Genomic DNA, 25,658 nt, shown 5'->3' with positions numbered 1-25,658 from the left:
GGATTGCAAATGGATTTAGCTGTGAGTATTGTTGTCCCGCAGGGCTTGATTTTCTCAGGGCAGGTGGATCGGGTAACCTTGCCCGGAGCCCAGGGCGAATTTGGGGTACTCAAAGGGCATAGCAACATGGTGTCCTTGCTCAAAAGTGGGGTGATTGAGATCATGAGGGAGGGGCAGGAGAGTTTGATCGCCATTAGCTGGGGCTATGTGGAGGTGCGCAGTGGTAGCGTGGATATTTTGGCAGACGGGGCGGTCTTCATTAAGGGCGATGATGCCGTGTATGCCGCCAAAAAACTCTTAGAGGACGCCAGCTCAGATCGGCTGGCGATCTCTAGCGTGATCGCACGCATCGAGGCGCATGGTTTGAGGTAGCCGTGGCAACGATCCAAAACTTCTTAGCCACAAGCGGGTTCATCCCCCTATTTGTACTCGGTTTGCTCTCTTTTTATCTAATTTTGACCCTTTGGGTGTTTTTTTATAAATATATCTCCATTAAGAGCAATGCTTTCAGAGAACAACAAGCCTTAGAGGCGATCATGGCGGGCGCACGCAAGGACTTGCGCCTAAGAGGCATGCTCTTTAGTGGCGCACCCGAAAAGCCCACCAAAGAGTGGCTGGCGGTGTGGAAAAACCAGCTTTTAAAAGAGAACACTACGGGGCTCGTGGTTTTAAGCATCATCGCCAGCACCGCCCCCTTTGTGGGGCTCTTTGGCACGGTGGTGGAGATTTTAGAAGCCTTTGGGCGTTTGAGTGGGCAGGTGAGCTTTGATGTGATCGCCCCTGTGATCTCTAAGGCTTTGGTTGCCACAGCCGCGGGGATTTTAACCGCCATCCCCGCCTACTCGTTCTTTTTGATCTTAAAGCGCAAGGTTTACGATCTGTCCGTATATGCTCAAATGCAGATCGATTTTCTCATGGCAAAAGAACATGATGGATTTTGAAGTTTGGGACAACGATAGGCCCGAACTCAACATCACCCCCTTAGTGGACATCATGCTCGTGCTCTTAGCCATTTTGATGACCGCCACCCCCACGATCACCTATAAAGAAAACATCCAACTCCCGCATGGCTCTAAGAGCGCCAAAGCTCCAAAAACCCAATTTTTAGAGGTGCGTATGGACTTGGCGGGCAAGATTTATGTCAATGAGCACACCTATTCGCTCGCCAATTTTGCCGACTCGTTTCATCTGTGGGCCAAGCACCTAGACAAGAGCATGGCCGTGCATGTGCGGGCAGACAAACGCCTCACTTACGATAAGATCATTTATCTTCTCAAGAGCCTTAGAGAAGCGGGGTTTTACAAGGTTTCTCTAGTTACAAGTGCCTGATGCGTGCGTTTTTGTTTGTGGGCTGTGGCTTGTTGGCCCTATTGTGTTATGGGTTGCTTTTAAGTTTACTGCTTTTAAAACCCACTGAGAGCGTCCCTCCCTTGGTTCTGCCCCCCATTCAGGTGGATTTGATCGATAGCCCACCCCCTAGCCCTAGCCCTACCCAAGCTGATAGCGGCCTGGGTGTGAAAGACATGTTTAGCGCAATCCCGGATAAACAAGCCGCTGAAACCAACTCCCAAGAGGCTAAGGACTTGCAAAGAGCCCAAGACTTGCTAAGAAACATCCAATTTGGCAAGCCGGGCACGAGCGTATTTAAGGATCTGCAAGAGAGCCTAGCCAAGCTTGAGGACATCAAAACCCTACAAGCCAAAAAAATGGAAGTGCAAGTCCCCAAAGAGGAGGAAAGCACCCTCAAAGAGGACAAGGCGTGGTTTACTGCCATTTATAAAATTTTATACTCCCAGTGGAAGTTGAGCTTTGATCAAAAAACTTCCGTGGGGGCGCTCATCACCATTTACCCCAGCGGGCAAATGCATTTTAGCCTTGTGGATTTTTCGCCCTTTAGGGAGTATAACCAGCAAATTGAAAATTTGCTCGCGCATTTACAACAACAACGCTTCCCCCCTTACCCACAGGGGCGCGCGATCACTTTAAAAGTGAACTTCAAAACAAAGGACAAATGATGCGGATTGTGTGGCTAATATGTCTGATCTTAGGATTTTCAAGGGCGGCGGACGCGACCCTAGACATTGTCAAAACCATTGAAAGCTTGCCTAAAGTCCTTGTTACGACCACTGGCAACAACCCCTATTTGCGAAAGATTGCGGATTTGTTGGTGGCAGATCTTAAAGTGAGTGGGCACTTCAACGCTCTAGGGCTCAACGCCCCCGCCAATGAGGCGCAGGGGGTGCAACTCGTGGTGCAGCTGCAAGCAAGCCAGCCCAATGCCATCAACGCCAAGCTTTACAACGCCAACACAAAAGAGGTGCAGAGCAATAAAAACTACCAATTCAACACCAAAGAGCTCTACCCTTTCATTGCCCATAAAATCGCCATAGACGCAAACAACCTAGTCAAAGCCGCCCCCATTGATTGGATGGCGCGCATGGTGGTGTTCTCTAAGTTCTTAAGCCCCGGGGTTACTAGCATTGTGCTCGCCGATTACACGCTGACCTACCAACAAGAGATCATCAAAAATAACCTACTCAATGTCTTCCCCAAATGGGCGAATGCCGATCAAAGTGCAATTTACTACACCCAGTATCTGCGCCAGCCCACGATCATTAAATATAATATCCACACGGGGACTAGCAAAGTGATTACCCAAAGTCAAGGCATGGCAGCCGTGTCTAGCGTGAGTGCGGATGGGCGTAAGTTACTGCTCTCTCTAGCTCCTAGAGGGCAAACAGACATTTACCTTTACGACACAAAGAACAAAGAATTAAAACGCCTAACTTCTTACAGCGGGATCGATGTTTTAGGAAATTTTGTTGAAAATGAGAAGGCGATGGTTTTTGTGTCGGACCGCTCGGGTTATCCTAACATCTACCTTAAAAAACTGCGTCTTAATGCACCTGTAGAGCAAGTGGTCTTTTCCTCTAAAAACAATGACTCAGTCGCCTCTTTTGGAGATTATATTGTCTATGTGAGCCGAGAAGAAAGGGACGCTAATGGACAAAGCCCCTTTAATTTACACTTAATCAGCCTTAAAGGCGACTATGTCCGCCATTTAACTGCCAGTGGGGTGAACCAAATGCCTCGATTTTCTAAAGACGGCAAGGTGGTGATGTTTATCAAAAAAGCAGCGGCACAAAACGCTTTGGGTGTGATTTTATTAGAAAACAACCAAAGTTACTTATTTCCGCTAGAAAATACCAATGTCCAGTCCTTCGATTGGTAGTTGTTTAAGTCCCATTAAAAAAGCAGGGTGTATAATCGAGTTTTGTTTTGTCTATTAAACAAATACGAAGGAGTTTTATGAAGAAGTGGTTTTTAGCCAGTGTAGCTTTAGCGTGCGCATTAATGACGGGGTGTGCTAGCAATCACAAAAGTGAAGTGGCACCTACACCAAAACCCGCCCCACAAGCCCAACAAGCAGCTCCAAAGCCTACTCCCCCATCTGAAGAGCACACCGTGCCTAAAGAAGAAGTCCAATCCAATCCCATAGAAAAACCCGAACCCCCCAAACCCCATGTAGAGAGTGGCACAATTGTTGGGCAAGTGTACTTTGACTTTGACAAATACAATGTGCGCGAAGACATGCAAAGCGCGATCGACGAAGCCGTGAAAAAAATCCAAGAATATGGCATGAAAGTGCTCTTAGAGGGCAACACTGATGAGTTTGGCACGGGCGAATATAATTTTGCTCTGGGCAATAAACGGGGCTTGAGCGTAAAAGAAGTCCTCACAATCAAGGGCATTAGCGCAGACGATATTAAAGTGGTGAGCTTTGGGGAAACCAAGCCTATTTGCCAAGAAAAAACAAAAGCGTGCTACCGCAAAAACCGCCGTGTGGACATTAAGGTCGTGGATTAGTGCGTTTTTCGCTTTTGTTGGTGGGGGGGCTTTTATGCGCCGAGCCTTCCGCCTTTGAGTTGCAAAGCGGGGCGACTAAGCAGGAGCTAAAAACCTTACAAAGTAGCAACAAAAACCTAGGCGACATTTTAGCCACGCTCAAAGGGCAGACTTCTAGTCTACTACAAGGGCAGGAGGGCTTAAAAAGCCTTGTAGAGGGACAAGGGCTAAGGCTTAAAAAGGCCACGAGCACCCTAGCTACCCACAGCGACAACCTAAAAGCCTTAAAAAACACCCAAGATGCACAAGCGGATTTAATCAAGCAACAAGCCCAACTCATCGACACTTTAAAAACCCAAATCCAAGCCAACCAAGAAGCTTTAGCCAATTTTGAGAAAAAAAACGCCGATACCCAAAAATTATTAGAGAACATGCGCACTGACTTTGCCACTAAATTACAAAACCTCCAAAAATCCATAGATATCCAAGCCAACGCTAACAACAAGAAGCTTAGAGAATTAGCATCTTTACAAGTCCAAATGTTAAAAGCTAAAAAAGAGTCGGCCTTTAACAAAGACCCAACACAGAAAGAAAAGATTGCTAAAGAGGCACGCGAACTCTTTAAGCAAAAACGCTACAAAGAGGCAGAGGAACGCTTTGCGTGGCTGGCTAGTCTGCCCTTTAAGCCCGCTTACCACGAATACATGGCAGGCGAGTCGGCCTATTTTAATAAAGCTTACCAATCCGCCATTGCCTTTTACAAAAAAAGCGCAATGCTTGACGACAAAGTCAGCTACATGCCTATTTTACTCTACCACACTGCTTGGGCGTTTAAAAACCTCAAAGATCACGCCAACTATAAAAAATTCTTGCAATCAGTCGCCAAACTCTACCCTAAGAGCGATCAGGGCAAAGAGGCGCAAAATCTTTTAGACGAAAAGTCTAAAAAACGCTAAAATAACTCCCCAGTTTATAAGAAAGGACAAACATGCAAAACCAAGTTGCGATCATTGAATACGAAGTGCGCGACCACGCCACCCAAGAAGTGCTCGACTCCAACATAGGCAAAAAGCCCTTAGAGTTTTTAATGGGGGCTGGGCAAGTGATTGTGGGGCTTGAAAAGGCAGTGCAGCAAGCACAGGTGGGGCAAACCTTGAATATTGTTATCCCACCTCACGATGCCTATGGCGAATACCGCACCGACTATCTGCAAGAAGTGCCCAGAGATCAATTTGAAGGCATTGAACTGCAAAGGGGCATGACCTTGTTCGGGCAGGGCGAAAACCAAGAGAGTGTGCAAGTGAGCGTGAAAGACTTTAGCGATCATATGGTGATGATCGACTACAACCACCCTTTAGCCGGCAAAGAGCTAAGTTTTCAATTTACGCTCTTAGGGCTAAGAGAAGCCACAGAGCAAGAAGTGCTCAAGGGCCAGCCCTCTAGCAAACAATGTTGCGGGGGCGGGTGTGGCTGCTCGCACTAGGGCAGGATACGCCAAGACTAGCCACACTCCTAAAAGCTTGCAAGGCTGGAAATAGCCATTAGTCCGGTTGGTCTAAGTGGCTTAGGAGTGCCTTTTCATCTAAGGTCTGCACCCCTAGGCTTTGTGCCTTTGTGAGTTTCGAGCCGGGGTTTGCGCCACAAATGAGGTAGTCGGTGTTCTTAGTAACGCCCGTTTGGATGTGTGCGCCTTGGCGCTCGAGTTCTTGGCAAATTTGAGCCCTTGGGCGGCTTAAAGTACCTGTCAGCACCACATTTTTACCCGCAAAAACCCCACCCACGCTTGGGGCGTTTGGGCGGGTGTGGGGCGGGGTGGGGGCGATGTGGCTTAAAAGCACCTCAACCAAGGCTTTATTTTTGTGCATCCACTCCACAAAAGAGTGGGCGATTTTGCTCCTATCATTTTTGCTTGAGTGTTTACCAAACCCTTTTAGCTCTTTGATCTCTTCATAGGTCTTGCTAAAGATCTCTAGCCCAAAGGCGTTGGCTAACATTTGGCTCGCCCCCTTACCAACATGCTCAATGCCCAAAGCGCAGAGAAAGCGCCACAGTGGGGCGTGCTTGGTGTTGTTGATTGCCTTGATGAGATTGTCCGCCCTTTTTTCTTGCCAGCCCTCAAGTTTTAATAAATCCTGCTTTTGCAAGGTGTATAAATCTGCCACGCCTTGAATGAGCCCCACTTGCAAGAGTTGCCGCGCGACCTTAACGCCTAGCCCCTTGATCTCTAGTCCCTGCTTGGAGGCAAAATAAACGATGCTCTCTTGCACCCTCGCAGGGCACGCACCATTGGGGCACATAAGCCCCCTAGCCCGCTTACTTAAATCCAAATCACAGCGGGTGCAATATTCCTTGTAAATCAAATCCTCCCCGCAATCTAGGCAGTTTATGGGCATGCCGACCTTGTGGGCGCATTTGGGGCATTTTTGCTGCTGCGCACTTAAGGGTGCGTGGCAGGCGGGGCAGTGGGTGGGTTTTTTAAAAAACTTGGCGCATTTGGGGCAGAAATTAGGCTTGTTTTTTAGCAGTAAAGCGTTGTTGCAAGTTGGACAGACATTGAGGGCTTGTAGGCTTAGGGTTGTGTGGCAGGCGGGGCAGTGGGTGGGGGGGGTGATTTTTACTTGGCTGTGATCTCTTAGCTCTTTTAGGGGGCGTAAGATTTTAGGGATGACCTCGCCGCTACGCACTACTACCACAATGTCGTTTAGCTGTAAATCTTGTTGCTCTATTTGGGTGTAATTGTCTAGGGTGGCACGGGAGACCAACGCCCCTTGCACTAACACGGGCTCAAGCACGCCCACGGGGGTTATGGCCCCACTGCGCCCCACCTGGTTAATGACTTGTAAAAGTTTGGTGCATTTTTGGGCGGTGGGGAATTTGTAGGCGATGGCAAAGCGGGGGGCTTTGATGGTGAAACCTAGAGTGCGTTGTAACTTGAGATCGTCTAGCATGGCGACCATGCCATCAGCTTCGTAAGGCAGATTAGGGCGTTTGGCAGAAAAGGTGTCGAAGGCGTTTTGTATCTCCTTAGCATTTTTGCACGCCACAAAATCCAAGCCCAAAAAGCCCCACTCACGCACGGCTTGCATGGCTTGTTGAAAGCTTGTAAACTCTTCATCGCAAAGCCCTAGCCCCCATGGGTAAAAGGTGAGTTTTCTTTGCGCGCTGATGCTGGAATTTAATTGGCGCAAGCTGCCCACGCTGGCGTTTCTGGCATTGGCAAAGGGGGCGAGGTTTTGCGCAAGTCTATCGGCATTCAGGGCGTTAAAGTCTTTTTTAAGTAAGAGGACTTCGCCTCGAATTTCAATGGGCTTAGTGTAGGGGATTTTAAGCGGAATAGAGCGGATAGTCTTGGCGTTGTGGGTTACCAACTCGCCTATAACCCCATTGCCCCGCATGCTTGCACTCACTAAATGGCCCCCCTCGTAGTAGAGATTGAGCGAGGCACCGTCTAGTTTGGGCGAGCAAATGAACGACTCTAGGGAGGTTTTGGCAAAGTCGCCAAGGCGTTTAAGCCACTCTTGCAGCTCTTGGAGGTTAAACACATTGTCTAAGCTCCACATGCGGACTTTATGCTCTTGTTTGGACAAAAAGGGCATCACTTCACCCCCCACGCGCTGGGTGGGCGAGTGGGGCAAAATATCCTCTGGGTGCGCCTCTTCATACGCCAAAACTTCGCGGTAGAGTTGGTCGTAAACCTCATCGCTCACGAGGGGGCTAGCCAACACATAGTAGTGGTGGGCTAGGGTGCAAAGCTTTTCTACGAGGTTGTGGTAGTCTTGCCTAGTTTGTATCATTAGCCAGTCTTTGCTACAATAAGAATTTATGCGGATTTTAGAGTAAATGAGCTTAAGATAAGGGGCGTGATTTGATTAGCGACATTGACAGCACCATTTCCTTACACCTCAACAACGAGGCGCAGTTTTTGTGTTTCACCTTGAGTAGCGATAAGAACGGCGATGCCGAGCTGTATGGGATCAACATCTTTAAAATCCGCGAGATCATCCACTACGAGGGCGATGTTACCGAAACCGTGGGAGGCAATGACAGCATGGTATTAGGCTTTCTCACCATTAGGGGGGAGTCTGTGCCCCTGATCGATGTGAAGCGTTGGCTCTACTTTGACCCTAATAACCCCGACAAGGATTTAAGCGAAGCGTCCGTTAAAAGTGATCAAAATTTAGTCATTGTGTGCGAGTTTTCTAGCTGTGTCGTGGGGTTTAAAATTTTTTCCATTAAGCGGATCGTGCATAAAAATTGGAGCGAAATCAGCGTGGGCGACAAACAGGGTTTTAGCGCAGGGGGTAAGGTCAATGCGATCACAAGGTTTGAGCAGAATCGGGTGATCCAAATCTTAGATGTGGAGAAAATGTTGGTGGATACTTTCCCCACAATACAAGAGTTAGACCAGCTCAAAGAACAATTTGTAGACGCAATTAGAAGTGATAAATTGATATTCATTGCTGAAGATTCCCAGGTGGCGATGCATAATTTAGAGCGCATTATAGACGACTTGAAGCTCAAATACGAAGCTTTCCCCAATGGGGGTGCTTTGTTAAAGCGGTTGTTTAATGAGAACATGATCGACAAGGTCGGGGCGGTGATCACGGATTTAGAAATGCCCGTAGTGTCTGGCTTTGAAGTGCTCAAACGCATTAAAACAGACGCAAGGACCAAGCATTTACCCGTGATCGTCAATTCGTCCATGAGCAGCGAGTCGAACAAGCAACTTGCCGACTCGTTGCACGCCGATGGGTTTGTGATCAAATCACACCCCAATGAGATCCAAGAACTGCTGCAAGAATATTTAAAAAATTAAGGGCGAAACATGTTAAGAACACAATTATGTGCCGAGGTCGGGCTGTGCGATGTGCAAAAGAGGGTGAAACTCTGTGGGTGGTGTCATAACTACAGGGATCACGGGGGCGTGATTTTCATTGATTTACGCGATAAAAGCGGACTGGTGCAGCTTGTGTGCGACCCCACTTCTAAAGCCTACGAGCAGGCAAGCCTTGTAAGACACGAGGATGTGCTGATCGTGGAGGGCATCGTGCGCCCCAGAGGCGAGGGCTTAGAAAACCCCAAACTTGCCACAGGGGCGATCGAGGTGGTGCTCGAGGACTTGCGTCTTGAGAATAAGAGTCTAACCCCGCCCATTGCGATCGGCGATCCAAGTGTCAATGAGGATTTGCGTTTGCAATACCGCTTTTTAGACTTGCGCTCTGCTAAATCCTACAACATTTTTAAAATGCGTAGCAAAGTGGCTAAGGCGGTGCGTGATTGTTTGGATAGTTTAGACTTCTTAGAGATTGAAACCCCCATGCTCTCTAAAACCACGCCCGAGGGCGCAAGGGACTTTTTAATCCCCAGCCGTATCCACGACGGGCAGTTTTTCGCCCTGCCCCAAAGCCCCCAACTCTTTAAACAAATTTTAATGGTGGCAGGGATGGATCGCTATTACCAAATTGTCAAATGCTTTAGAGATGAGGATTTAAGAGCCGACCGCCAGCCCGAATTTACCCAGATTGATGTGGAGATGAGCTTTTGCAGCCAAGAGGACATTATGGAGGTTGCCGAAACCTTGCTAAAAGCTGTCTTTAAAGTGGCGGGCATTGACATTAACCCCCCCTTTAGACACATGACCTACAAGGAAGCCACCGAGAGCTATGGCAGCGATAAGCCGGATTTGCGTTTTGGCATGCCCTTGGTGGAGGTGGGGGATTTATTTGTGAGTTCCAGCAATGAGATTTTTAAAACAATCGCCAGCGACCCTAAACACAACCGCTTTAAAGCCCTAAAAGTCGAAAAAGGCGACACGCTTTTAAGCCGTAAAGATTTAGCTGAACTCGAGGCGTTTGTGCGCCAATTTGGGGCAAAAGGGCTTGCTTATATCCAAATGAAGGCGGAGGGACCTAAAGGACCTTTAGTGAAATTCTTAGAAGCCAAAGCCCTAGATGAGCTATTAGCACGCACAGAGGCAAAAGAGGGGGATTTGCTCTTTTTTGGAGCGGGCGAAAAGGTAGTTATTTTAGATTACATGGGGCGTTTGCGTTTGAAACTCGGGCAGGATTTAAACTTGATCGATCCTGATGCCTTTAACTTTTTATGGGTGGTGGATTTTCCCATGTTTGAGAGAGTGGAGGGAAAACTCAGTGCCATGCACCACCCCTTCACCATGCCAAAGGACATTGACAACCCCGAGCCAGAGGACATGCAATCCATTGCTTACGACATTGTTTTAAATGGCGTGGAGCTAGGCGGAGGGAGTTTGCGTATGCACCAAGAAGCCTTGCAGAAAAAAGTCTTTGCCCTACTAGGCATAAGCGAGCAAGAAGCCAATGAAAAATTTGGCTTTTTGCTAGAGGCTTTGCGTTATGGAGCACCCCCCCATGGCGGGTTTGCAATCGGCTTTGACCGGCTCATCATGCTCTTAGCCAAAGCCCCCAGTATCCGCGATGTGATTGCCTTTCCAAAAACCCAAAAGGCGACTTGTTTGTTGAGCAAAGCCCCCAGCCCGGCTAGCGAAGACCAACTAAGGGAATTGCATATCCGTTTAAGAAACTCCAAACACTAACTAAACCATTAAAGGATAAGAAACATGAAGGCATTATTTTTGATCATCGGGGCACCGGGCAGTGGCAAGACCACGGACGCACAGCTGATTGCTGAACGCAACAGCGACTCTATGGTGCATTACTCCACAGGGGATTTACTAAGGGCCGAGATTGCTAAGCAAAGTGAGCGGGGGCAACTCATTGCCAGTTTCACCAGCAAGGGCGAGTTAGTGCCCTTAGAAATTGTCATCGACACGATCATCACGGCGATTAAAAACGCCCCTAGGGAGGTGATCATTATTGATGGCTACCCCCGCAGTGTGGAGCAAATGAACGCTCTAGACAGAGTGTTAAAAGCCCAAGAAGAGGTGAAACTTAGGGGCGTTGTAGAGGTGAGCGTGAGCGAAGCGGTGGCTAGAGAGAGGGTGCTAGGCCGCTCAAGGGGCGATGATGACAATATCGAGGTGTTTAACAACCGCATGCAAGTGTATTTAAAACCCCTAGAAAGCATTGTCGAGTTTTACAAAGCCCTAGAGGTGCACCAGTCCATTAATGGCGAAAGAAGCATTGAAGCCATTGTTGGCGACATTGAAAACTACATTAAAACCCACATTAAAGGATAAAAATGGACTTGTCAAAAATCAAAGCAGGCGAGGCAAATGCCCTAAACGCCGTGATCGAAATCCCCTACCAGTCTAAGGTGAAATACGAGGTGGATAAGGACAGCGGAGCGGTGGTGGTCGATCGCATCATGTACCCTTCTATGGTGTACCCGGCTAATTATGGCTTTGTCCCCCACACTTTAAGCGAGGATGGCGACCCTGCGGACATTTTGGTGTTAAATGAAGACCCCCTCATGCCGGGCAGTGTGGTCAAATGCCGTTTGATTGGGGTATTGGTGATGGAGGATGAAAGCGGGCTTGATGAAAAGCTTTTAGCCGTGCCCCTTAGCAAAATTGATCCTAGGTATGAGAACATTAAAGACTTGCACGACCTGCCCCCCATTGTGCTACAAAAAATCAAACACTTCTTTGAAACCTACAAAGATTTAGAGCCAGAAAAATGGGTGAAGGTGAAAGACTTTGGCGATAAAGCACACGCTGAAGAAATCTTTAAAAAAGCTTTGGCGAAGTTCAACAGCAAGGCATGTTAAGCCTACACCAACAAGCCCCCTACACCCCCCACCCCCTAGCCCTTTACGCCCACTTAAGGGGGGCCAACATGCTTTTATTAGAGAGTGCCCAAGTAGAAAATAAAAAGCACACCAAATCCATTATCCTAGCCAAGGCGTGTTTAAAGCTTGTGTGCCAAGACGCTAAGGTACGCCTAGAGGCTTTGAATGCCAACGGGCAAGCCTTGCTAGAGAAAATGGCAAAGGTGCTCGAGCTAGAGCCTAAAAATGGGGTGTTAGAAAAGCAATACGCCAAAGACACGAGCCTAAAGGATGAGTTTAGCAAGTTAAAGAGTGCCAGCCCCCTAGACACTCTAAGGGCGGTGTTTAAAAGCGTGGATACTTCTAGTGTGCCTGCCTTTGGGCTATTTTGTGGGGGGTATTTTGGTTTTGAGTTTGTCGGGGCGTTTGAGGACTTGCCCCCTTTAAAAGCGACAGACAACACCGCTCCCGATTTTATCTTTCTTGTGGCACAGAACTTAATTTTAATCGACCACCAAGCCCAAAGTACGCAAATTTTCGGGGCGTGTTTTGAGCCCACTTTAAAAGCCCAAATCCAAGCCGAGATAGATAGCCTAGCCCGCCTAAACCCCCCCCCATTTACCCCCCAAGCAAGCCCCCAAAACAGCAACTTAGACACAAATTGCAGTGATGAGGGCTTTGCTAAAATCGTGCTTGCCACCAAAGAGCAAATCCAACAAGGCGAGATTTTCCAAGCCGTGCCTTCACGAAGCTTTTACATAGAGTGCAAAGAGCCCTTAAGTGCCTACCACCATCTAAAAACACAAAACCCCAGCCCCTATATGTTTTACATGCAAACCGCCGATTTTACACTCTTTGGGGCAAGCCCTGAGAGTGCCCTAAAGTATGACGCCAGCACGAATTTAGCCCAAATTTACCCCATTGCTGGCACCCGCCCACGAGGCAAAAACCCCGATGGCTCTATTAACCTAGACTTAGACAACCGCCTAGAGCTAGACTTGCAAAACGACCCCAAAGAGCGGGCAGAGCATGTCATGTTGGTGGATTTAGCCCGCAACGACATAGCTAGGGTGGCTAAACCCTTCAGCCGTGTGGTGTCTAAACTTCTTAAAGTCGAAAAATACGCCCATGTGATGCATTTGACTTCTGCCGTGCAAGGCGCACTTAAAGAGGGGCTAGATGCATTGCACGCTTACCAAAGCTTTATGAATGCGGGGACTTTAAGCGGTGCACCTAAAATCGCCGCCTTAAAGCTCATTGCCACACTAGAGGGCAAGAGGCGGGGCTCTTATGGGGGCTCTATGGGCTATTTATGTGCCGATGGCTCGATGGATAGCTGTATCATCATCCGCTCAGCCTTCGTGCAAAAGGGGCAGGCGGTGGTGCAAACGGGAGCAGGGATTGTGCTAGATAGTGTGGTTGAAGCCGAGATTGCCGAAACCAAGGCAAAATCTAAGGCTGTGATCTCTGCCATTTTAAAGACGCATGCATGAAAATTTATTTTATTGATAATTTCGACTCCTTCACTTACAACCTTGTTTATGATTTAGAGGGGCTAGGGCATTCTGTGTTAGTGCTACGCAACACCACTCCCGCCCCCCTGCTTTTAGAGCGCATGCAAGCCGAGAGTGAAAGACCCTTGTTGTTTATCTCCCCGGGACCGGGCGATCCCGCACACTCAGGGCAACTTTTGGCAATGCTAGAAATTATCAAGGGTAAATATCCCATTTTGGGGGTGTGTTTGGGTTTGCAAGCACTAGCCCAAAGCTATGGGGCTAGCATTGTGAGAAGTCCTAGCATTGTGCATGGCAAAAGCTCCACTATCACCCTAGAGCCTTTTGAGGCGTTTAGAGGTTTGGGGTACTCTTTACAAGTGGGGCGTTACCACTCTTTAATGGCGACTAATTTGCCTAAGTGTTTGCAAGTGATCGCCCATTGTGGCGGGCTTGTGATGGGGATTTACCACGCAAAAGATAAAGCCCTAGCCTACCAGTTCCACCCTGAAAGCATTTTAACGCTCAAAGGGGCGCAACTCTTACAGCAGAGCCTAGAAATGATTAACACAATGTGTTAATCATCTTATCCAAAGCTAAAATAAGTAAGCATAAGACACGAGCCAGTAGTAAAAATCCATGGCGAGGTTTTTATGGCGGATAGATTGAATCTTGCCAAAGGGGATTTTAACCCCTAGCTCCACGCGTTGTTGCTTGGCGATGGTGCTCCCCACACCCAAATCAAGCACCCCGTTATAGCCCATAAAGGAGCGATCGCCCACATAGCTATGCAATGTCATCGCGCTTTGAAAATAGCCAAAACCCAGACCCACATAAGTACCAAAATTAAATTTCTTGTTGTGGTAAAAGTCATTCACCATGTCCATGTGGATGTTGAAAAAAGAATAAACATTGGTGTTAAAAGCGGTGGGTTTGATGGTTTGGATGTAGTCCATTTGTCCGCGTAAGGATATAAAACGCCTCAAGTTGTATTGATAGCCCGCCTTTAAGCCCCATAAAAAGGCGTTGTTGTAGGGCTGTTTTACGACATTTAGGGTTGAAAAGCCCGTGGTGACCCCGATGAAAATTTGGCTTTTGGGGAGGGTCTGCTGCTTGGCTAAAACCAAAACAGAAAGCGCTAAAACCCCCAAAGCCCATTTTCTCATTTATTGTCCCGATAGAATTTTTTAAGCTTGTCATCTAGGGGGGCAAGCAAGCGGTAGAAAATCGGCACGACCAACAAGCTAAGCGCCATAGACACCAAGAGCCCCCCGCTCATGGCAATGCCAATGGGCGATTTCATCGCCGAGCCCTGCCCCACGGCGATGGCTAAGGGCAACATGCCACACACCATTGCAATGGTGGTCATTAAAATGGGGCGCAGGCGTGATTCGCCCGCCAGCACAATCGCCTCTTCAATGCTGTGCCCTTCTTTACGCCTATCGTTGGCGATGTCAATGATGAGCGTGGCGTTCTTGCCCACCATCCCAATAAGTAAGATGAGCCCCATTAAAGAGAACAAGCTCATGGATTGGTGCACCATCCCCAAAGCAAAGAACGCCCCCGAAAAGCTTAAGGGCATCGTAACCATGATGATCAAAGGCTCTAAGAGCGACTCGTAAAGGGCGGCTAGGATCATGTAGATAAGGATAAAGGCGGTGGCGATCGCCACGCCAAAGGCATCGTTGCTCTCTTTAAGGCGGTCAGACTCGCCCGTGAAACGAAACGCCGCACCTTTAGCAAGCCATTCAGCCTTGTGTTTTTCCACTTGGCTTAAAAGCTCGCCCAAACTTGTGCCCTTAGCCGGGCGCGCCAGCACGGTTACACTTCTTTGGCGGTTGTAGCGGGTGATATTGGAGGGGACTTTGCGCTCGATCACTTCGATCAGTCCATCTAAAAACATCAACTTGCCGCTCTTGTTCTTGATCTGTAGGCGTTTGATGTCATCTAAAGACATTTTTTTATCCGGTGGAACGCGGATGATGATGTCGTATTCTTTGCCAGCTTCCTTAAAGTAGCTCACCCGATTCTCCCCAGAAAAGGCGTTGCTCACCACATTGGCGATGTCCTGCGCCGTAACCCCGTATTTCACCGTGGCTGCCCTTAAAACCCGTAGCTGGTACTGCGTTTGGTAGTCGGAGGTGTTGGTGTGGTAGCCCGCCACCTTGCCTTTCATCTCAGGGCTTGCCAGCAAGAAGTGTCGCAATTTTGCCACGCTCTCATCCACGAGCTTTTGCGTGGGGGCATAGACGAACACCTGAAACGCCGAACTGTCCCCCCCACCCACTAAAGGCACTTCGGCGAGGTTGATGGATTGCAGGTCCTTAGCCTCGGGGATGGCTCTTAGTTTTTGGCGCATCTCTTCCATGATCACAAATTGGTTCTTTTTATGGTCTTTTTTCAGCTTGACATAGAATTTGCCCTTAAAGGTGCTTTGGATGTTGCCATAGCCCACTTGCATGGAGTCAAATTCCACATCGGGGTCTTTTTCAATCACTGCCTGCAACGCCTTCATTTTAGCAAGCATCGCTTTTAAGCTGATGTCGGTTTGCGCCTTGACATAGACATAGAACTTGCCCCGATCTTCTTTGAGCAAAAACTCCATGCCTAGTTTGCCTGCAATGTGCATGGAAACGCCAAAAATGACTGCCACCACCAGCCCCACGAGCAATTTATGGTTTAAAAGCCAGCTGAGCAAGCGGGCGTAAGCCTTCTCCATTCTTTGGAAAAAGGGCTCGGTGCGCTTGTAAAGGGCGGATTGCTCGGGAGACACGATGAGCGAGCTAAGCATAGGGACCACGGTAACGACCACAAAATAAGAGATCGTGATGGCAAGCGCAACGGTGATCCCAAAGCTTTTGAACCAACGCCCCACCACCCCACTCATGTTGCCCACGGGGATGAACACCGACAAGAGCATGGCAGAAATGGCGATGATCGCAAAGGCGATTTCGTGCACCCCTTCGTAACTGGCGGTGCGTTTGTCCATCCCGGCTTCTAGCTTTTTATGGATGTTCTCGATCACCACGATCGCATCGTCAATGATGATCCCGATGGACAGAGTGAGGGCGACCATCGTCATCATGTTTAAAGAAAAGCCGATCCACTTAATGAGCGCAAAAGTCCCCATGATGGAGATGGGGATGCTCATCGCCGACACAAAGGTGATGGAGAAACTGCGTAAAAACACAAAGACGACCGACACCGCCAAAATCCCCCCCAAGATCAAGTCAAAACGCACATCTTTAATGGAGTGGCGGGTGTAGTCTGTGGTGTCTAAAAAGGGGCGCAACTCATAGCCCGGGCTCACGGCGCGCATGGCATCTAATTCCTTATAGATCGCGTCCACAATTTTGATCTCATTAGCCCCGGCGATCTTTTGCACTTCTAAAACAATGCCCTGATCGTGCCCGTAGCTGGCGTAAGTGATGTCTGGGTCGATGCCCTTTTCAATTGTGGCAATGTCTCTTAGGCGGACATGGTTACCGATTTGGATGTCGCCCAGCTCTTTAAGCGTGTAGCTGTTGCCGTCCACCAAGATCGCATAGTTTTTCTTAGGGCTGATGATCTTGCCCCCGTCCATTTCGAGATTTTGGGTTTTAAGGGTGTTGTAAAGGTCGTTGTAGGTGAGGCCGTATTTATTCATCAAGCTTGGGTCGGCGTAAATGCGGATTTGCTTTTCTTCATAGCCCTGCAGCTGGACATTACCCACACCCTCCACCTTTTGCAGCATGGGCTTAATGATGTTTTTGGCGTGGTCGTTTAACTCCGCTGGGGTTTTGGTTTTGCTGGTAAGAAAGATGGAGAGGATCGCCTGCCCGCTGGTATCCACCTTGTCGATGGAGGGGCGGCGGATGTTGGGGTCGTTAAAGCTCACCGAAGACACCTTATTGATGATGTCGTTTAAAGCGGTCATGATGGGCTTTTCAAGCACAAACTCCACCACCACAATGCTGACATTGCGTGCGCTGTTGGAGGTTACTTTTTTGATCCCATCCACGCTCATCACGGCTTCCTCGATTTTGTCCGTAACCTTGCTTTCTACAATGTCCGCACTCGCCCCGGGGTAGCTGGTTTTGACCACAATAATGGGGAAGTCAATGTTAGGGAAAAGTGCCACACTGATTTTTTTAAGTGCCATCGTCCCAAAGAAAACGATCATGCACGCAAACATTAAAGTCGTGATGGGCCGCTGTATCGCAAACTTATACACCAATGCCCCCTATTGGATGAAGCCGTCCCCAAAGACACCGGGGACTAAAGGGCTGTTTGCGGGCAACAAGGCTTCTGCGCTCACTTTGCGGGTGCTCTCATCAATGGTGGGGTAGATTTTGGTGATTTTGACTTTTTGTTTTTCGGGTTGGCCATCGATGCTATAAACGAAGATGTCGCCTACCTTGACGACGGGCAGGTATTTAGAGTCAAACTCGATCACCATTTTTCGCCCCTTACTCACGAGCCGAAATAAAATCGTGCTGTTGGCACTCATCCCATCGCCTAGCTCAATCTTTTTACTCGCAATCACCCCATCAAAGGGGGCGCGCAAAATGGTTTTATCCACCACCGCCTGCGAGTAATTGCGATCAAACTCGAGCTTGCGATAGTCAGAGTAGTATTTGTCTAGGGTGTTTCTGTCGATCGCCCGCCCGATTTTGCTGTAGCGCTCATACTGCTTGCGGCTGAAGTCGTATTGTTGGTTAATGGAGTCCACTTGCGACTTTTTGTCCTTGTTATAGAGGCTTAAAAGGATCTCGCCCTTTTTGACTTTGCTGCCCACATCTACATAGATCGCATCCACAATCCCGGCGGAGTCTAAGGTTAAATTCGCGTCTTGTAAAGCCCTAACATTAAAAATAGCATAAACTTCTTTGGCTCCTAGCCCCACTACAAAGAGCAGGGCACATAAAAAATATTTCATCATCGTCCTTTAGCGCACATAGTCTTGGATATGGTGTCCGCTGTAAAAAATGTAGTTGGCCTTTTGCATTTCGTAGTTGTTAAGCGATTGGTTGTAGACCACTTCAGCGTCAAAGCGGGTGCGTAGTGCCCGTAAATAGGTGGTGAAGTCCACGAGGTTAGCGGCGTATTTTTTCTTAATGCTCTCATAAGAGATGGTCGCCGATTTGAGGCTTGCCTCCGAGCTTCTAATTTTTGCCCGCGCCATATCTAAAGATTTGCGGTAAAGCTGCTCATCTTTGGCTTGTTCCATCCTTTTATACATCAAGCTTTTCTCTTGGGAGAGTTGGTTTAGGCGCAAATACTGCTTTTGTAAATTAATGCCTATGTCGCTTAAGATGTTTAAAGTCACGACCACACCCACAGTGTTTTGTTGGTCTGGATAGAGGTTGCCAAAGCGGTTGTCTTTACCCATCGCATAGGCAGGTTTTTGGATGTAGTATTGCCAGTCATCGTTGATGTCTACCGTGGGGTAGTAATTGAGCTCTTTGTTTTGGTAATGGATGGCGGTGATTTGCTCCCTTAAAGACCGAATATCCGCCCGCTCTTTTAAAGAAAGCGTGGGGGGTAGGATGGTCGTGCGCTTCAAAGAAGGGATTTTAGAGTTGGTCAAATACTCTAAAGTCAAGCGGTTTTGCTCAATGGAAAATTGCATGTCTGTGATGTCGTTTTCACTAAGCGCCCCTTGTGCTTTGGCACTCTCTAGGTCATCAATGGTCGTGAGCCCCTCGCTGTAAAGCTCGCTGATGCGCTTGATGTTCGATTGCAACTCAGCGAGTTTCTTTTTCAGGGCGACTAATTGCGCCATGTTGTTGAAGTATTGGTAATACTGTTGCACCACTTGTAGATAAATGTTTTGCTTGGTGTATTCCATGTTTGCACTGTTGGAGCGGTAACTCGCCGCCTTTTCACGCACATTGTTGATGTCGCTAAAACCGTTGAAAACATTGAGCTTTAAATTTGTGTTGAGCATTTGCATGTTGTAGTTGGGGTAAAAGGGTGTGTCCCTATCCCTGCGGTTGAAGGTGTAAGTGCTTGTCATGGAGGGCAAGAACTTTGCCTTGGCGATACTGTGGTTTTTTAACGCCTGCGCCACCTGCAGACGGGCGGCTTGCAAAGAGTAGTTATTGTCGGCGTTTCTAATCAAATCGGCTAACCCGAGGGCGTGCCCTTGCGTGGTATCGCCCTTGTCTTCTAGCCGCTCTAGCCTCTTTAAATTTAAGCTGAAATCATCATCAGCAGGGGCAGGGGCGTATTCTTGTAACTCTAAAGCCTGTAGACCTAAACTAAAAAAAATTGATAAACCAAAAAAAAGTCGTTTCCTTTTTGATAAAAACATATTGAACTCCAAAGCTTAAAAAAGCGTGGTGTCCTTGGCGGGATTTGAACCCACGGCCTCACGATTAGGAATCATGCGCTCTATCCAACTGAGCTACAAGGACACTGAAAAAACTAAAACCCGGGAAGTCTGAGTTGTGCAACACAACTCAAAGAAAAAAAAGAACTTAAGCTACTTCTTCTTGCTAGATTTGGCGGCTTTGCCTTTGGCTTTTTCTTTCACCACCATGTCTTTTAAAACCTTGCCGGGTTTAAACTTAGGCACCATTTTATCCGCTGTAGCGTAGGTTTTATCGCTGCCGGGCACCTTACCGCTCTTGCCTTTTTGCAACGCCACTTCAAATTTGCCAAAGCCCACGAGCTCCACACTTTCGTGTTTGGCTAGGGCTTGTTGCACGGCTTTGACAAAGCCATCTAGGGCAAACTCCGCGTCTTTACGGCTCTCAAAGCCCCCCTCTTCCTTCATCAACTCCAAAAACTCCGCTTTTTTCATAGACACCCTTTCCAAATTTTGCTCCAAATGTGGCGCATAAGTCGCCATTATACTACAAAAATTGCAATCTGCGCCCTATTTTGCGTTTGTGCTCTTTAAACCTCCCAATTTTGCGCCCCCCTTAAGAGCGATTCAAGCTAGCTATTTGTATGATAAAAGCTTATTGTGAAACTAAGGGGTTTATGTTGCGTGTCGCTGTAAATGGAGTCGGGCGGATTGGTCTGTGTGCGTGCCGCATTGTGGGGGCAAGAGAAGATTTAGAATTGGTGGCGATCAACGCCACTTATGGGGTCGAAACCCTAGCGCATCTCTTGCGCCACGATTCGCTGCATAAGCACGATCTAGCCATTGAGATTTTAGACCAAGAGCACTTACGCATCGGGCATAGCCAAAAAGTTAAAGTCCTTAGTGAGCGCGACCCTGCTAAATTAGATTTAAGCCCCGCACAAGTAGTTTTAGAGTGCACGGGCAAGTTTAACGAAGCCGCTTTAGCCAAGGCGCACCTTAAAGGGAGCGTGCAAAAGGTGGTGATCTCGGCTCCAGCCAAAAACACCCCGACTTTTGTCTATGGGGTCAACCACACCAGCTACAAGGGCGAACCCGTCATTTCCAACGCCTCTTGCACCACAAACGCCCTAGCCTCGCTTTTAAAGGTGCTCGATGAAAACTTTGGCGTGCAACACGCACTGATGACCACCATCCACAGCTACACCAACGATCAAAATCTCTTAGACTCTAAACACAAGGACTTACGCCGGGCTAGGGCGGCTGCTTTGAATATCATCCCCACCAGCACGGGGGTGAATAAAGCCATTGCCCTAGTCTTGCCCCATTTGGCAGGTAAAGTAAGTGGGCTAGCTTTAAGAGTGCCCACCCCCGATGTGAGCTTGGTGGATTTAAGCTTTGACACTAAAGAGCCCTTAAGCCTAGAAGCCTTGCATGCGTGTTTCAAGCAAGCCAGTCGACAAGAGCTTAAAGGGATTTTAGGCATAGACAAAGAAAAACGGGTGTCTAGTGATTTTATTGGATCGCCCTTTAGCGCTATTTACATTGAGGATCAAAGCTTGGTTTTAGAGCAACACCACGCCAAAGTTTTAGCGTGGTATGACAACGAAATGGGTTATAGCCACCGCTTGGTGGATATGGCGGTTTATATTTGCCAAAAGGATGAACATGCTAGCAGGGATTAAGCGCATGCAAGAGGTCGTGGGGATACAAGATGTCAGCGTAAAAGATAAGCGGGTTTTAATACGGGTGGATTTTAATGTCCCCCTTGACAAGGATTTTAATATCACTGAAGACACCCGTATGCGTGAGAGCATCCCCACGATCAATTATTGTATCGACAATGGGGCGAAGTCCGTGGTCTTGGTGGGGCATTTAGGGCGGCCTAAACCGCAAATTGAAGGGCAAAGAGAAGAGAAGTATTCTTTTAGGCATTTGTTAAAAAGGCTTGAAAGACTGCTCAATAAAGAAGTGCTCTTTGCCAGCTCCCCGCAAATGGCTAAAAGTTTGCAAGAGAGCCAAGAAAACCCCATTATTTTAGTGGAGAATTTGCGTTTTTACAAGGGCGAAAAGGAGAACAACCCCGAGTTTGCCAAGTGCCTCGCCGACTTGTGCGATGTGTATGTCAACGATGCGTTTGGCACGAGCCACAGAAAGCATGCTAGCACCTATGGGATCGCCGCCTTTGTCCCCGTGAAAGTCGCCGGCTTTTTACTCAAAAAAGAGATCAACTCTTTTGCTAAGGCTTTGGCTAACCCCTTGCGCCCTGTGCTCTTGGTGGTGGGGGGGGCTAAGGTGAGCTCAAAACTCACTTTACTTAGCAACATTTTAGATCGGGTGGATAAAGTGATCATCGGCGGAGCGATGAGCAACACCTTTTTAAAGGCATTAGGCTATAACATGCAAGCATCCTTAGTGGAAGAGGATTTGATCCAAGATGCTTTAGACATTCTTAACAAAGCCAAACAAAAGGGCGTGCATGTCTACTTGCCCGTGGATGTGGTGAGCAGCCCGCATTTAGAGCACACCGATCAAGTGCAAACCACCCCCGCCCAAGACATCCCCCTAAATTACATGGCGGTGGATATTGGTCCGGCCACTTCTAAGCTCTTTTCGTTGGTGATCCAAAGCAGCCAAACGATCATTTGGAATGGGCCGCTTGGGGTGTATGAAGTGCCCCTATTTAGCCGTGGCTCTAGCCAAATTGCGCACAGCATTTCAAACACCTATGCCTTTTCACTCATTGGCGGGGGGGATACGATCGATGTCTTAACTAGGGCAGGCTATAAAGATAGTGTGAGCTTCATTTCTACGGGCGGGGGAGCGAGTTTGGAGCTTCTTGAGGGCAAAATTTTAGTCGCCTTTGAAGTCTTGGATCGCCGCCCATGAGAGATAGCGCACCATGCCCATCGGGTTATAGGAGTGGGCATGATCAATGTCTTTACAAAAAATGCTGAATTAGTTGAGGTTTTTTCTTTTAAGGATTTTGAAGACTTTCCTTTTGAAGAGAGAAATATCTTATGGTTTGAGCTCATCAACCCCACTTTTGCCGAGCTCTATTGTATCGCCCAAAACTACGATTTAAACCTCTATGAAGACCCCGAAAAAAGCGCGGTGGTGAAATATTGGGAGAACAGCACTTCCATCACGATCAACACCTATTTTATCTACAAAGACACCCCCCTAGCCTTCCACACAGAAGCCGTAACCTACTTCATCGCCAATAATATCCTTTTCACCCTCTACTATGGGGATTTTCCTATTTTTAAAGAAGTGCAGGGGCGGGTGCTGGCTAGCCCTAAGAAGTTCTATGACGGCTTTGACATTTTGGCAAAGATTTTAGAGCTTTACTTTGAAAAGGGGGCAGATTGTTTAGAAGAAGTCAACCGCGAAACTAGTGCCTTAAGAAAACAAATTGTCTTTGATTTAGAAGCTTCTTCGCATGAAGAAACCCTCATCTCTCTCTCTTTCTTGCAAGAGTTTAATATGGAGCTTAGAGACTCTCTATTTGACAAACGGCGGATCATCACGGCACTATTAAAAAGCAATAAAGTGGACAATGAAACCAAAAAAGATTTTAACATCATCATCAAGGACTTTAATTCTTTAGTGGAGTTTAGCACCGCAAACCTCAACGCCCTAGACAACATCCAAAACCTTTTCACCTCCCAGGTCAATGTGGAGCAAAACAAGATCATCAAGCTTTTTACCGTAGCGACTATGGCGATGATGCCTCCCACCTTGATCGGCACCATTTATGGCATGAACTTTGAAGTGATGCCAGAACTGCGTTGGGAGTTTGGCTACCCTATGGCGGTGCTTGCCATGATCGTTTCTACGATCTTGCCTATCTTGTATTTTAAAAAGAAGGGCTGGCTCTAAAGGGCTAGGGCTAAAAGCACGCCTAGGACAATTACCCCTAGCAAAAATGCGCTTAAAATCGAAGCTGTGTTTTTGCGCTTAAAGCCCATGAGTAGTCCACTCACATAAAAGAAACACAAGAACACCCCAAAGATCACGCCAAAGGCTTTTAAAGCCACCCCTGCATGCCCCTTATGCACCTGCATTAAAACTCCCAAAAGTGAGCGTTTAATGCTGACCACTTCGCCCTTTTTGGGGTTAAACGCAATTTCATAGGCGGGTGTGCCGATGATTAGGTCTTCCTTATGTGTCCTAGGCTCCAACTTGCTAGGCAAGGCGATCTTTTGTGCCTTTAAAAACTTAAGTAAAAACTCTAAATCCCCCTTAGTCCCCTTCTCTACATGCCATTTTTTGATCTTTGCCCCGCTATTGGCATTCACGCCAAGTAAAAACGCCACTCCGCTTAGAACAAACAGCAAGGCAAAGGGCAAGAAAAACACACTCGTAAGTGCGTGGAATTTATAAACGCCCTGAAGACGCACTATTGGATGATGTGGCTCACAAATTTAGAAAAATTATCCATCACCAGCCCACCCTTTCTAAAGCCCAGCCCGCACGCCTCGTAGGCATAAAAGACATTGGGTTGGTAGTAAAACTCGCCGACTTTATTTAAAGGGGCAAATTCTTGGTAAATGGGTTTGTGGTTGCCATAAATGCCCTTAGTTTCGTAAACCACGCTCAGATCGGGGTTTAAGATCTGTGTGTTCGCCCCCTCTCTGCCAAAGGCGACTTTGCGCACTTGCTTTTTATTGCGTAAAGGCTCGTAGCTTGTTTCTAAAAGCAGGGGGTGATTAGGGTAACGCTCCCAAAGCAATTTTAAAAACCGCTTGCTTTGGAAAATCAAGGTGTAGGCAGGATTTAAAAAAATCGTGTTTTCATTCTCCATCATGCCTTGCATGAGCAGTGCTAGCTCGGGCTCATCTATGGCGATGTTCTCCCAGGGGATGAGTTTAAAGAGAAACTCGTAATTCACGCCCTCATAAAACACCCCCGTTTCGGCGTTAAACTCCACTTTATCAATGTAGCCAAATTGTGTGTTAAAGCCCGCACTCTTAGCGCACTCTTGTAAAAACCTCGTGGTGCGCTCCTCCTCACTGCTCCCTTGCACGCAGGAGAATAAAATCTTCCAGCCCTCATACTCTTGGCTAAACGCACTAGTGTCTTCTTGCAAGGTGACTAGGCGTTTAAAATTCTCCCCCAAAGCCTCAAAGATGTTGTTAAATTGCAACTCGGCGTTAAAGCCGTTGTGCTTGAGTAACGCCCACTGCACTAAGGCACTCTCATAAAGCATGGTGGGCGTGTCGGCGTTAAACTCCAAAAGTTTAATGGGCTGCCCTTCAAGCCCGCCGGCTAAATCAAAACGCCCGTAAATGTGCCAATGGATGTCATTTTCCCAGCTTTGCTTAATCATAGGCACAATGCTATTAGGAATATCCAGCTCAAAGAAGCGTTCTTGATCGATCACCATTTGTGCCGTTTCCACGCACATGTCATAAAGCTCATTGCACGCCCCGTAGTAAGCGTCTGCCTGTGCTTGGTTGATGGTGATTAAATCCGTGCTGATGTAATCCGTGTTGTCCGGGTCTGTGTGCCACTCTAGCCCGATTTCCTCTAGGGCTTGTTTGCTTAGGGGGTTTAAAGTTTTAACTTGCATGGGTGTCCTTTAAGAGATGTGAGAGCTTCTATGTGAGCCAAAAAATCCGCTTTGCCCGTGCGTGGTGGTTTGTGTGGGAGCGGGAGTTGTGTGTGTGGCTATGGGTCTGGTTTGACTAGAACTGGGGCTTGTGCTGTGGGTTGTGCCGGTGCTTTGGTTTTGGGGACTAAAAAATCCGCTGTGTGTGGGGCTAGCAGGGGGGGGTGATCTAAAGCTGTTTTGGCTACGTTGGTAGGCTTGGGGGGAAGTGTAGTTTCGTTGGGCGTTTTGGTTGTAGTTGGGGTTGTTGAAAAGCTTGTTGCCAATATAACTACCCAAAATCGCCCCGGCGGCACTGCCTAAAATCGCCGCCCCGATGCCAAGCCCAGAGCCACCACCCTCAGCGGGGGGTTTAGTGAGTTGGCTTGTGCCCTTGTCAATTTTCACTTCCTCGTCTTTGATGAGCTTTTGGATCTCCTCATCGCTTAACATGCGCTCTTTGCCTTGTAAGTCGCGCACCACGACCCTAGTTTTATCGCTGGGATATTCCTCAGCGACTTTATAACTCTTGTCCGCCTGCTCTTGCAAAATCACAAACGCGCCTTTTTTAATGGGCGTGCCGCTGTTGTTGCTCTGGGGCTTTTGCTCTTGGTTGTTGTCCCCCCCCTTGCACCCGACGAGGGTTACAACCACGAGCGCACTAAGCCCCCCCACAATCGCATAGTCTGAAATCTTTCTAAAAGGTTTTTGCATAGCCATCCTTACTTGT

26 protein-coding genes and 1 tRNA gene are annotated in these 25,658 nt (G+C 47.9%); 17 read left to right on the top strand and 10 right to left on the bottom strand.

Translation table 11 applies throughout. The features are described 5' to 3' along the window. Positions 1–9 precede the first annotated feature (9 nt). The 8 genes from atpC (at position 10) to QSJ47_RS02425 (ending at position 5,329) form a co-directional block, all read left to right on the top strand. Positions 10–372 (top strand): ATP synthase F1 subunit epsilon, encoded by a 363-nt coding sequence (atpC, locus tag QSJ47_RS02460; RefSeq protein ID WP_285602306.1) that lies wholly within the window; start codon positions 10–12, stop codon positions 370–372. Positions 373–374: 2 nt separating this feature from the next. Beyond that, a complete protein-coding gene (locus tag QSJ47_RS02455) occupies positions 375–941 on the top strand; it encodes a MotA/TolQ/ExbB proton channel family protein (RefSeq protein WP_221272129.1) in 567 nt (188 codons plus the stop codon). Then, positions 931–1,329, top strand: a complete 399-nt coding sequence (locus QSJ47_RS02450; protein ID WP_221272128.1) for an ExbD/TolR family protein — start codon at positions 931–933, stop codon at positions 1,327–1,329. The genes QSJ47_RS02455 and QSJ47_RS02450 overlap by 11 nt, the downstream gene beginning before the upstream one ends. Further along, positions 1,329–2,015: a TonB C-terminal domain-containing protein gene (locus tag QSJ47_RS02445; protein ID WP_221272127.1), complete on the top strand. Its 687-nt coding sequence runs from the start codon at positions 1,329–1,331 to the stop codon at positions 2,013–2,015. The genes QSJ47_RS02450 and QSJ47_RS02445 overlap by 1 nt, the downstream gene beginning before the upstream one ends. Beyond that, entirely contained in the window at positions 2,015–3,232 is a 1,218-nt protein-coding gene (gene tolB, locus QSJ47_RS02440; protein ID WP_285602305.1) for a Tol-Pal system protein TolB, read from the top strand. Before QSJ47_RS02445 ends, tolB begins: the two co-directional genes overlap by 1 nt. 77 nt (positions 3,233–3,309) lie before the next feature. Further along, positions 3,310–3,867: an OmpA family protein gene (locus QSJ47_RS02435; RefSeq protein ID WP_221272125.1), complete on the top strand. Its 558-nt coding sequence runs from the start codon at positions 3,310–3,312 to the stop codon at positions 3,865–3,867. After that, a complete protein-coding gene (locus tag QSJ47_RS02430) occupies positions 3,867–4,802 on the top strand; it encodes a hypothetical protein (protein WP_285602304.1) in 936 nt (311 codons plus the stop codon). The genes QSJ47_RS02435 and QSJ47_RS02430 overlap by 1 nt, the downstream gene beginning before the upstream one ends. Positions 4,803–4,834: 32 nt before the next feature. Next, positions 4,835–5,329 (top strand): FKBP-type peptidyl-prolyl cis-trans isomerase, encoded by a 495-nt coding sequence (locus QSJ47_RS02425; protein ID WP_221272123.1) that lies wholly within the window; start codon positions 4,835–4,837, stop codon positions 5,327–5,329. A gap of 58 nt (positions 5,330–5,387) precedes the next feature. On the opposite strand, the gene ligA is transcribed toward QSJ47_RS02425, so the two are convergent. Beyond that, positions 5,388–7,640, bottom strand: coding sequence for an NAD-dependent DNA ligase LigA (ligA, locus tag QSJ47_RS02420; protein ID WP_285602303.1), 2,253 nt, complete (start codon positions 7,638–7,640; stop codon positions 5,388–5,390). Between the two features lie 71 nt (positions 7,641–7,711). Here ligA and QSJ47_RS02415 point away from each other — a divergent pair, with 71 nt between their 5' ends. Genes QSJ47_RS02415 through QSJ47_RS02390 form a run of 6 tightly spaced genes read left to right on the top strand, consistent with a single transcriptional unit; the run spans position 7,712 to position 13,624 of the window. Then, positions 7,712–8,662, top strand: coding sequence for a chemotaxis protein (locus QSJ47_RS02415; protein WP_285602302.1), 951 nt, complete (start codon positions 7,712–7,714; stop codon positions 8,660–8,662). A 9-nt stretch (positions 8,663–8,671) separates the two neighbouring features. Beyond that, positions 8,672–10,417 carry an aspartate--tRNA ligase gene (gene aspS / locus QSJ47_RS02410; protein WP_285602301.1) on the top strand — a complete coding sequence of 582 codons (1,746 nt, stop codon included), beginning with the start codon at positions 8,672–8,674 and terminating at the stop codon, positions 10,415–10,417. 24 nt (positions 10,418–10,441) lie between these two features. Then, positions 10,442–11,020, top strand: a complete 579-nt coding sequence (locus QSJ47_RS02405; protein WP_221272120.1) for an adenylate kinase — start codon at positions 10,442–10,444, stop codon at positions 11,018–11,020. Between the two features lie 2 nt (positions 11,021–11,022). Next, complete coding sequence (ppa, locus tag QSJ47_RS02400; RefSeq protein WP_285602300.1) at positions 11,023–11,550, top strand: inorganic diphosphatase; 528 nt, start codon at positions 11,023–11,025, stop codon at positions 11,548–11,550. Continuing rightward, positions 11,544–13,043, top strand: coding sequence for an anthranilate synthase component I (trpE, locus tag QSJ47_RS02395; RefSeq protein WP_285602299.1), 1,500 nt, complete (start codon positions 11,544–11,546; stop codon positions 13,041–13,043). The genes ppa and trpE overlap by 7 nt, the downstream gene beginning before the upstream one ends. Beyond that, complete coding sequence (locus tag QSJ47_RS02390) at positions 13,040–13,624, top strand: aminodeoxychorismate/anthranilate synthase component II (RefSeq protein ID WP_285602298.1); 585 nt, start codon at positions 13,040–13,042, stop codon at positions 13,622–13,624. Before trpE ends, QSJ47_RS02390 begins: the two co-directional genes overlap by 4 nt. Before the next feature lie 15 nt (positions 13,625–13,639). Here QSJ47_RS02390 and QSJ47_RS02385 read toward each other — a convergent pair whose 3' ends face one another. The 6 genes from QSJ47_RS02385 to QSJ47_RS02360 all read right to left on the bottom strand — a co-directional run bounded on the left by QSJ47_RS02385 (position 13,640) and on the right by QSJ47_RS02360 (position 19,830). After that, the gene (locus tag QSJ47_RS02385; RefSeq protein WP_221272117.1) at positions 13,640–14,209 is read right to left on the bottom strand and encodes an outer membrane beta-barrel protein; all 570 of its coding nucleotides are present in this window, start codon (positions 14,207–14,209) and stop codon (positions 13,640–13,642) included. Further along, on the bottom strand, positions 14,206–17,256 hold the full coding sequence (locus QSJ47_RS02380; RefSeq protein WP_285602297.1) for an efflux RND transporter permease subunit: 3,051 nt from the start codon (positions 17,254–17,256) through the stop codon (positions 14,206–14,208). Before QSJ47_RS02380 ends, QSJ47_RS02385 begins: the two co-directional genes overlap by 4 nt. 9 nt (positions 17,257–17,265) lie before the next feature. Beyond that, positions 17,266–17,964 (bottom strand): efflux RND transporter periplasmic adaptor subunit, encoded by a 699-nt coding sequence (locus QSJ47_RS02375; RefSeq protein ID WP_430886781.1) that lies wholly within the window; start codon positions 17,962–17,964, stop codon positions 17,266–17,268. 6 nt (positions 17,965–17,970) lie between these two features. Next, the gene (locus QSJ47_RS02370) at positions 17,971–19,338 is read right to left on the bottom strand and encodes a TolC family protein (RefSeq protein ID WP_285602296.1); all 1,368 of its coding nucleotides are present in this window, start codon (positions 19,336–19,338) and stop codon (positions 17,971–17,973) included. A gap of 26 nt (positions 19,339–19,364) precedes the next feature. Continuing rightward, positions 19,365–19,441, bottom strand: a tRNA-Arg gene (locus QSJ47_RS02365). Between the two features lie 68 nt (positions 19,442–19,509). After that, the gene (locus QSJ47_RS02360) at positions 19,510–19,830 is read right to left on the bottom strand and encodes an HU family DNA-binding protein (protein ID WP_285602295.1); all 321 of its coding nucleotides are present in this window, start codon (positions 19,828–19,830) and stop codon (positions 19,510–19,512) included. Positions 19,831–20,012: 182 nt separating this feature from the next. Between QSJ47_RS02360 and gap the strand changes: the two genes are divergently transcribed. Genes gap through corA form a run of 3 tightly spaced genes read left to right on the top strand, consistent with a single transcriptional unit; the run spans position 20,013 to position 23,217 of the window. Continuing rightward, a complete protein-coding gene (gene gap / locus QSJ47_RS02355; protein ID WP_285602294.1) occupies positions 20,013–21,020 on the top strand; it encodes a type I glyceraldehyde-3-phosphate dehydrogenase in 1,008 nt (335 codons plus the stop codon). Further along, complete coding sequence (locus QSJ47_RS02350; protein ID WP_285602293.1) at positions 21,004–22,224, top strand: phosphoglycerate kinase; 1,221 nt, start codon at positions 21,004–21,006, stop codon at positions 22,222–22,224. The genes gap and QSJ47_RS02350 overlap by 17 nt, the downstream gene beginning before the upstream one ends. A 39-nt stretch (positions 22,225–22,263) precedes the next feature. Continuing rightward, positions 22,264–23,217 carry a magnesium/cobalt transporter CorA gene (gene corA / locus QSJ47_RS02345; RefSeq protein WP_221272111.1) on the top strand — a complete coding sequence of 318 codons (954 nt, stop codon included), beginning with the start codon at positions 22,264–22,266 and terminating at the stop codon, positions 23,215–23,217. Here corA and QSJ47_RS02340 read toward each other — a convergent pair. Genes QSJ47_RS02340 through QSJ47_RS02330 form a run of 3 tightly spaced genes read right to left on the bottom strand, consistent with a single transcriptional unit; the run spans position 23,214 to position 25,642 of the window. After that, positions 23,214–23,738 (bottom strand): PepSY domain-containing protein, encoded by a 525-nt coding sequence (locus QSJ47_RS02340; RefSeq protein WP_285602292.1) that lies wholly within the window; start codon positions 23,736–23,738, stop codon positions 23,214–23,216. The genes corA and QSJ47_RS02340 overlap by 4 nt on opposite strands. Beyond that, a complete protein-coding gene (locus QSJ47_RS02335) occupies positions 23,738–24,910 on the bottom strand; it encodes a glutathionylspermidine synthase family protein (RefSeq protein ID WP_221272109.1) in 1,173 nt (390 codons plus the stop codon). Before QSJ47_RS02335 ends, QSJ47_RS02340 begins: the two co-directional genes overlap by 1 nt. 9 nt (positions 24,911–24,919) lie before the next feature. Next, on the bottom strand, positions 24,920–25,642 hold the full coding sequence (locus tag QSJ47_RS02330) for a UPF0323 family lipoprotein (RefSeq protein ID WP_221272108.1): 723 nt from the start codon (positions 25,640–25,642) through the stop codon (positions 24,920–24,922). Positions 25,643–25,658: the final 16 nt, after the last annotated feature.

The organism is Helicobacter sp. NHP22-001 (assembly GCF_030270165.1).
Classification (GTDB): Bacteria; Campylobacterota; Campylobacteria; order Campylobacterales; family Helicobacteraceae; genus Helicobacter; species Helicobacter gastrofelis.
This window is presented reverse-complemented; position numbering and strand designations above follow the sequence as displayed.

Bases quoted from the DNA above. Each gene is read 5' to 3' on its own strand.
- QSJ47_RS02375 (WP_430886781.1), bottom strand. From the start codon at position 17,964: ATGATGAAATATTTTTTATGTGCCCTGCTCTTTGTAGTGGGGCTAGGA.
- tolB (WP_285602305.1), top strand. From the start codon at position 2,015: ATGCGGATTGTGTGGCTAATATGTCTGATCTTAGGATTTTCAAGGGCG.
- trpE (WP_285602299.1), top strand. From the start codon at position 11,544: ATGTTAAGCCTACACCAACAAGCCCCCTACACCCCCCACCCCCTAGCC.
- QSJ47_RS02450 (WP_221272128.1), top strand. From the start codon at position 931: ATGGATTTTGAAGTTTGGGACAACGATAGGCCCGAACTCAACATCACC.
- QSJ47_RS02335 (WP_221272109.1), bottom strand. From the start codon at position 24,910: ATGCAAGTTAAAACTTTAAACCCCCTAAGCAAACAAGCCCTAGAGGAA.
- QSJ47_RS02330 (WP_221272108.1), bottom strand. From the start codon at position 25,642: ATGCAAAAACCTTTTAGAAAGATTTCAGACTATGCGATTGTGGGGGGG.
- gap (WP_285602294.1), top strand. From the start codon at position 20,013: ATGTTGCGTGTCGCTGTAAATGGAGTCGGGCGGATTGGTCTGTGTGCG.
- atpC (WP_285602306.1), top strand. From the start codon at position 10: ATGGATTTAGCTGTGAGTATTGTTGTCCCGCAGGGCTTGATTTTCTCA.
- QSJ47_RS02435 (WP_221272125.1), top strand. From the start codon at position 3,310: ATGAAGAAGTGGTTTTTAGCCAGTGTAGCTTTAGCGTGCGCATTAATG.
- ligA (WP_285602303.1), bottom strand. From the start codon at position 7,640: ATGATACAAACTAGGCAAGACTACCACAACCTCGTAGAAAAGCTTTGC.
- QSJ47_RS02370 (WP_285602296.1), bottom strand. From the start codon at position 19,338: ATGTTTTTATCAAAAAGGAAACGACTTTTTTTTGGTTTATCAATTTTT.
- QSJ47_RS02350 (WP_285602293.1), top strand. From the start codon at position 21,004: ATGCTAGCAGGGATTAAGCGCATGCAAGAGGTCGTGGGGATACAAGAT.
- QSJ47_RS02445 (WP_221272127.1), top strand. From the start codon at position 1,329: ATGCGTGCGTTTTTGTTTGTGGGCTGTGGCTTGTTGGCCCTATTGTGT.
- aspS (WP_285602301.1), top strand. From the start codon at position 8,672: ATGTTAAGAACACAATTATGTGCCGAGGTCGGGCTGTGCGATGTGCAA.
- QSJ47_RS02425 (WP_221272123.1), top strand. From the start codon at position 4,835: ATGCAAAACCAAGTTGCGATCATTGAATACGAAGTGCGCGACCACGCC.
- QSJ47_RS02405 (WP_221272120.1), top strand. From the start codon at position 10,442: ATGAAGGCATTATTTTTGATCATCGGGGCACCGGGCAGTGGCAAGACC.
- QSJ47_RS02390 (WP_285602298.1), top strand. From the start codon at position 13,040: ATGAAAATTTATTTTATTGATAATTTCGACTCCTTCACTTACAACCTT.
- corA (WP_221272111.1), top strand. From the start codon at position 22,264: ATGATCAATGTCTTTACAAAAAATGCTGAATTAGTTGAGGTTTTTTCT.
- QSJ47_RS02360 (WP_285602295.1), bottom strand. From the start codon at position 19,830: ATGAAAAAAGCGGAGTTTTTGGAGTTGATGAAGGAAGAGGGGGGCTTT.
- ppa (WP_285602300.1), top strand. From the start codon at position 11,023: ATGGACTTGTCAAAAATCAAAGCAGGCGAGGCAAATGCCCTAAACGCC.
- QSJ47_RS02385 (WP_221272117.1), bottom strand. From the start codon at position 14,209: ATGAGAAAATGGGCTTTGGGGGTTTTAGCGCTTTCTGTTTTGGTTTTA.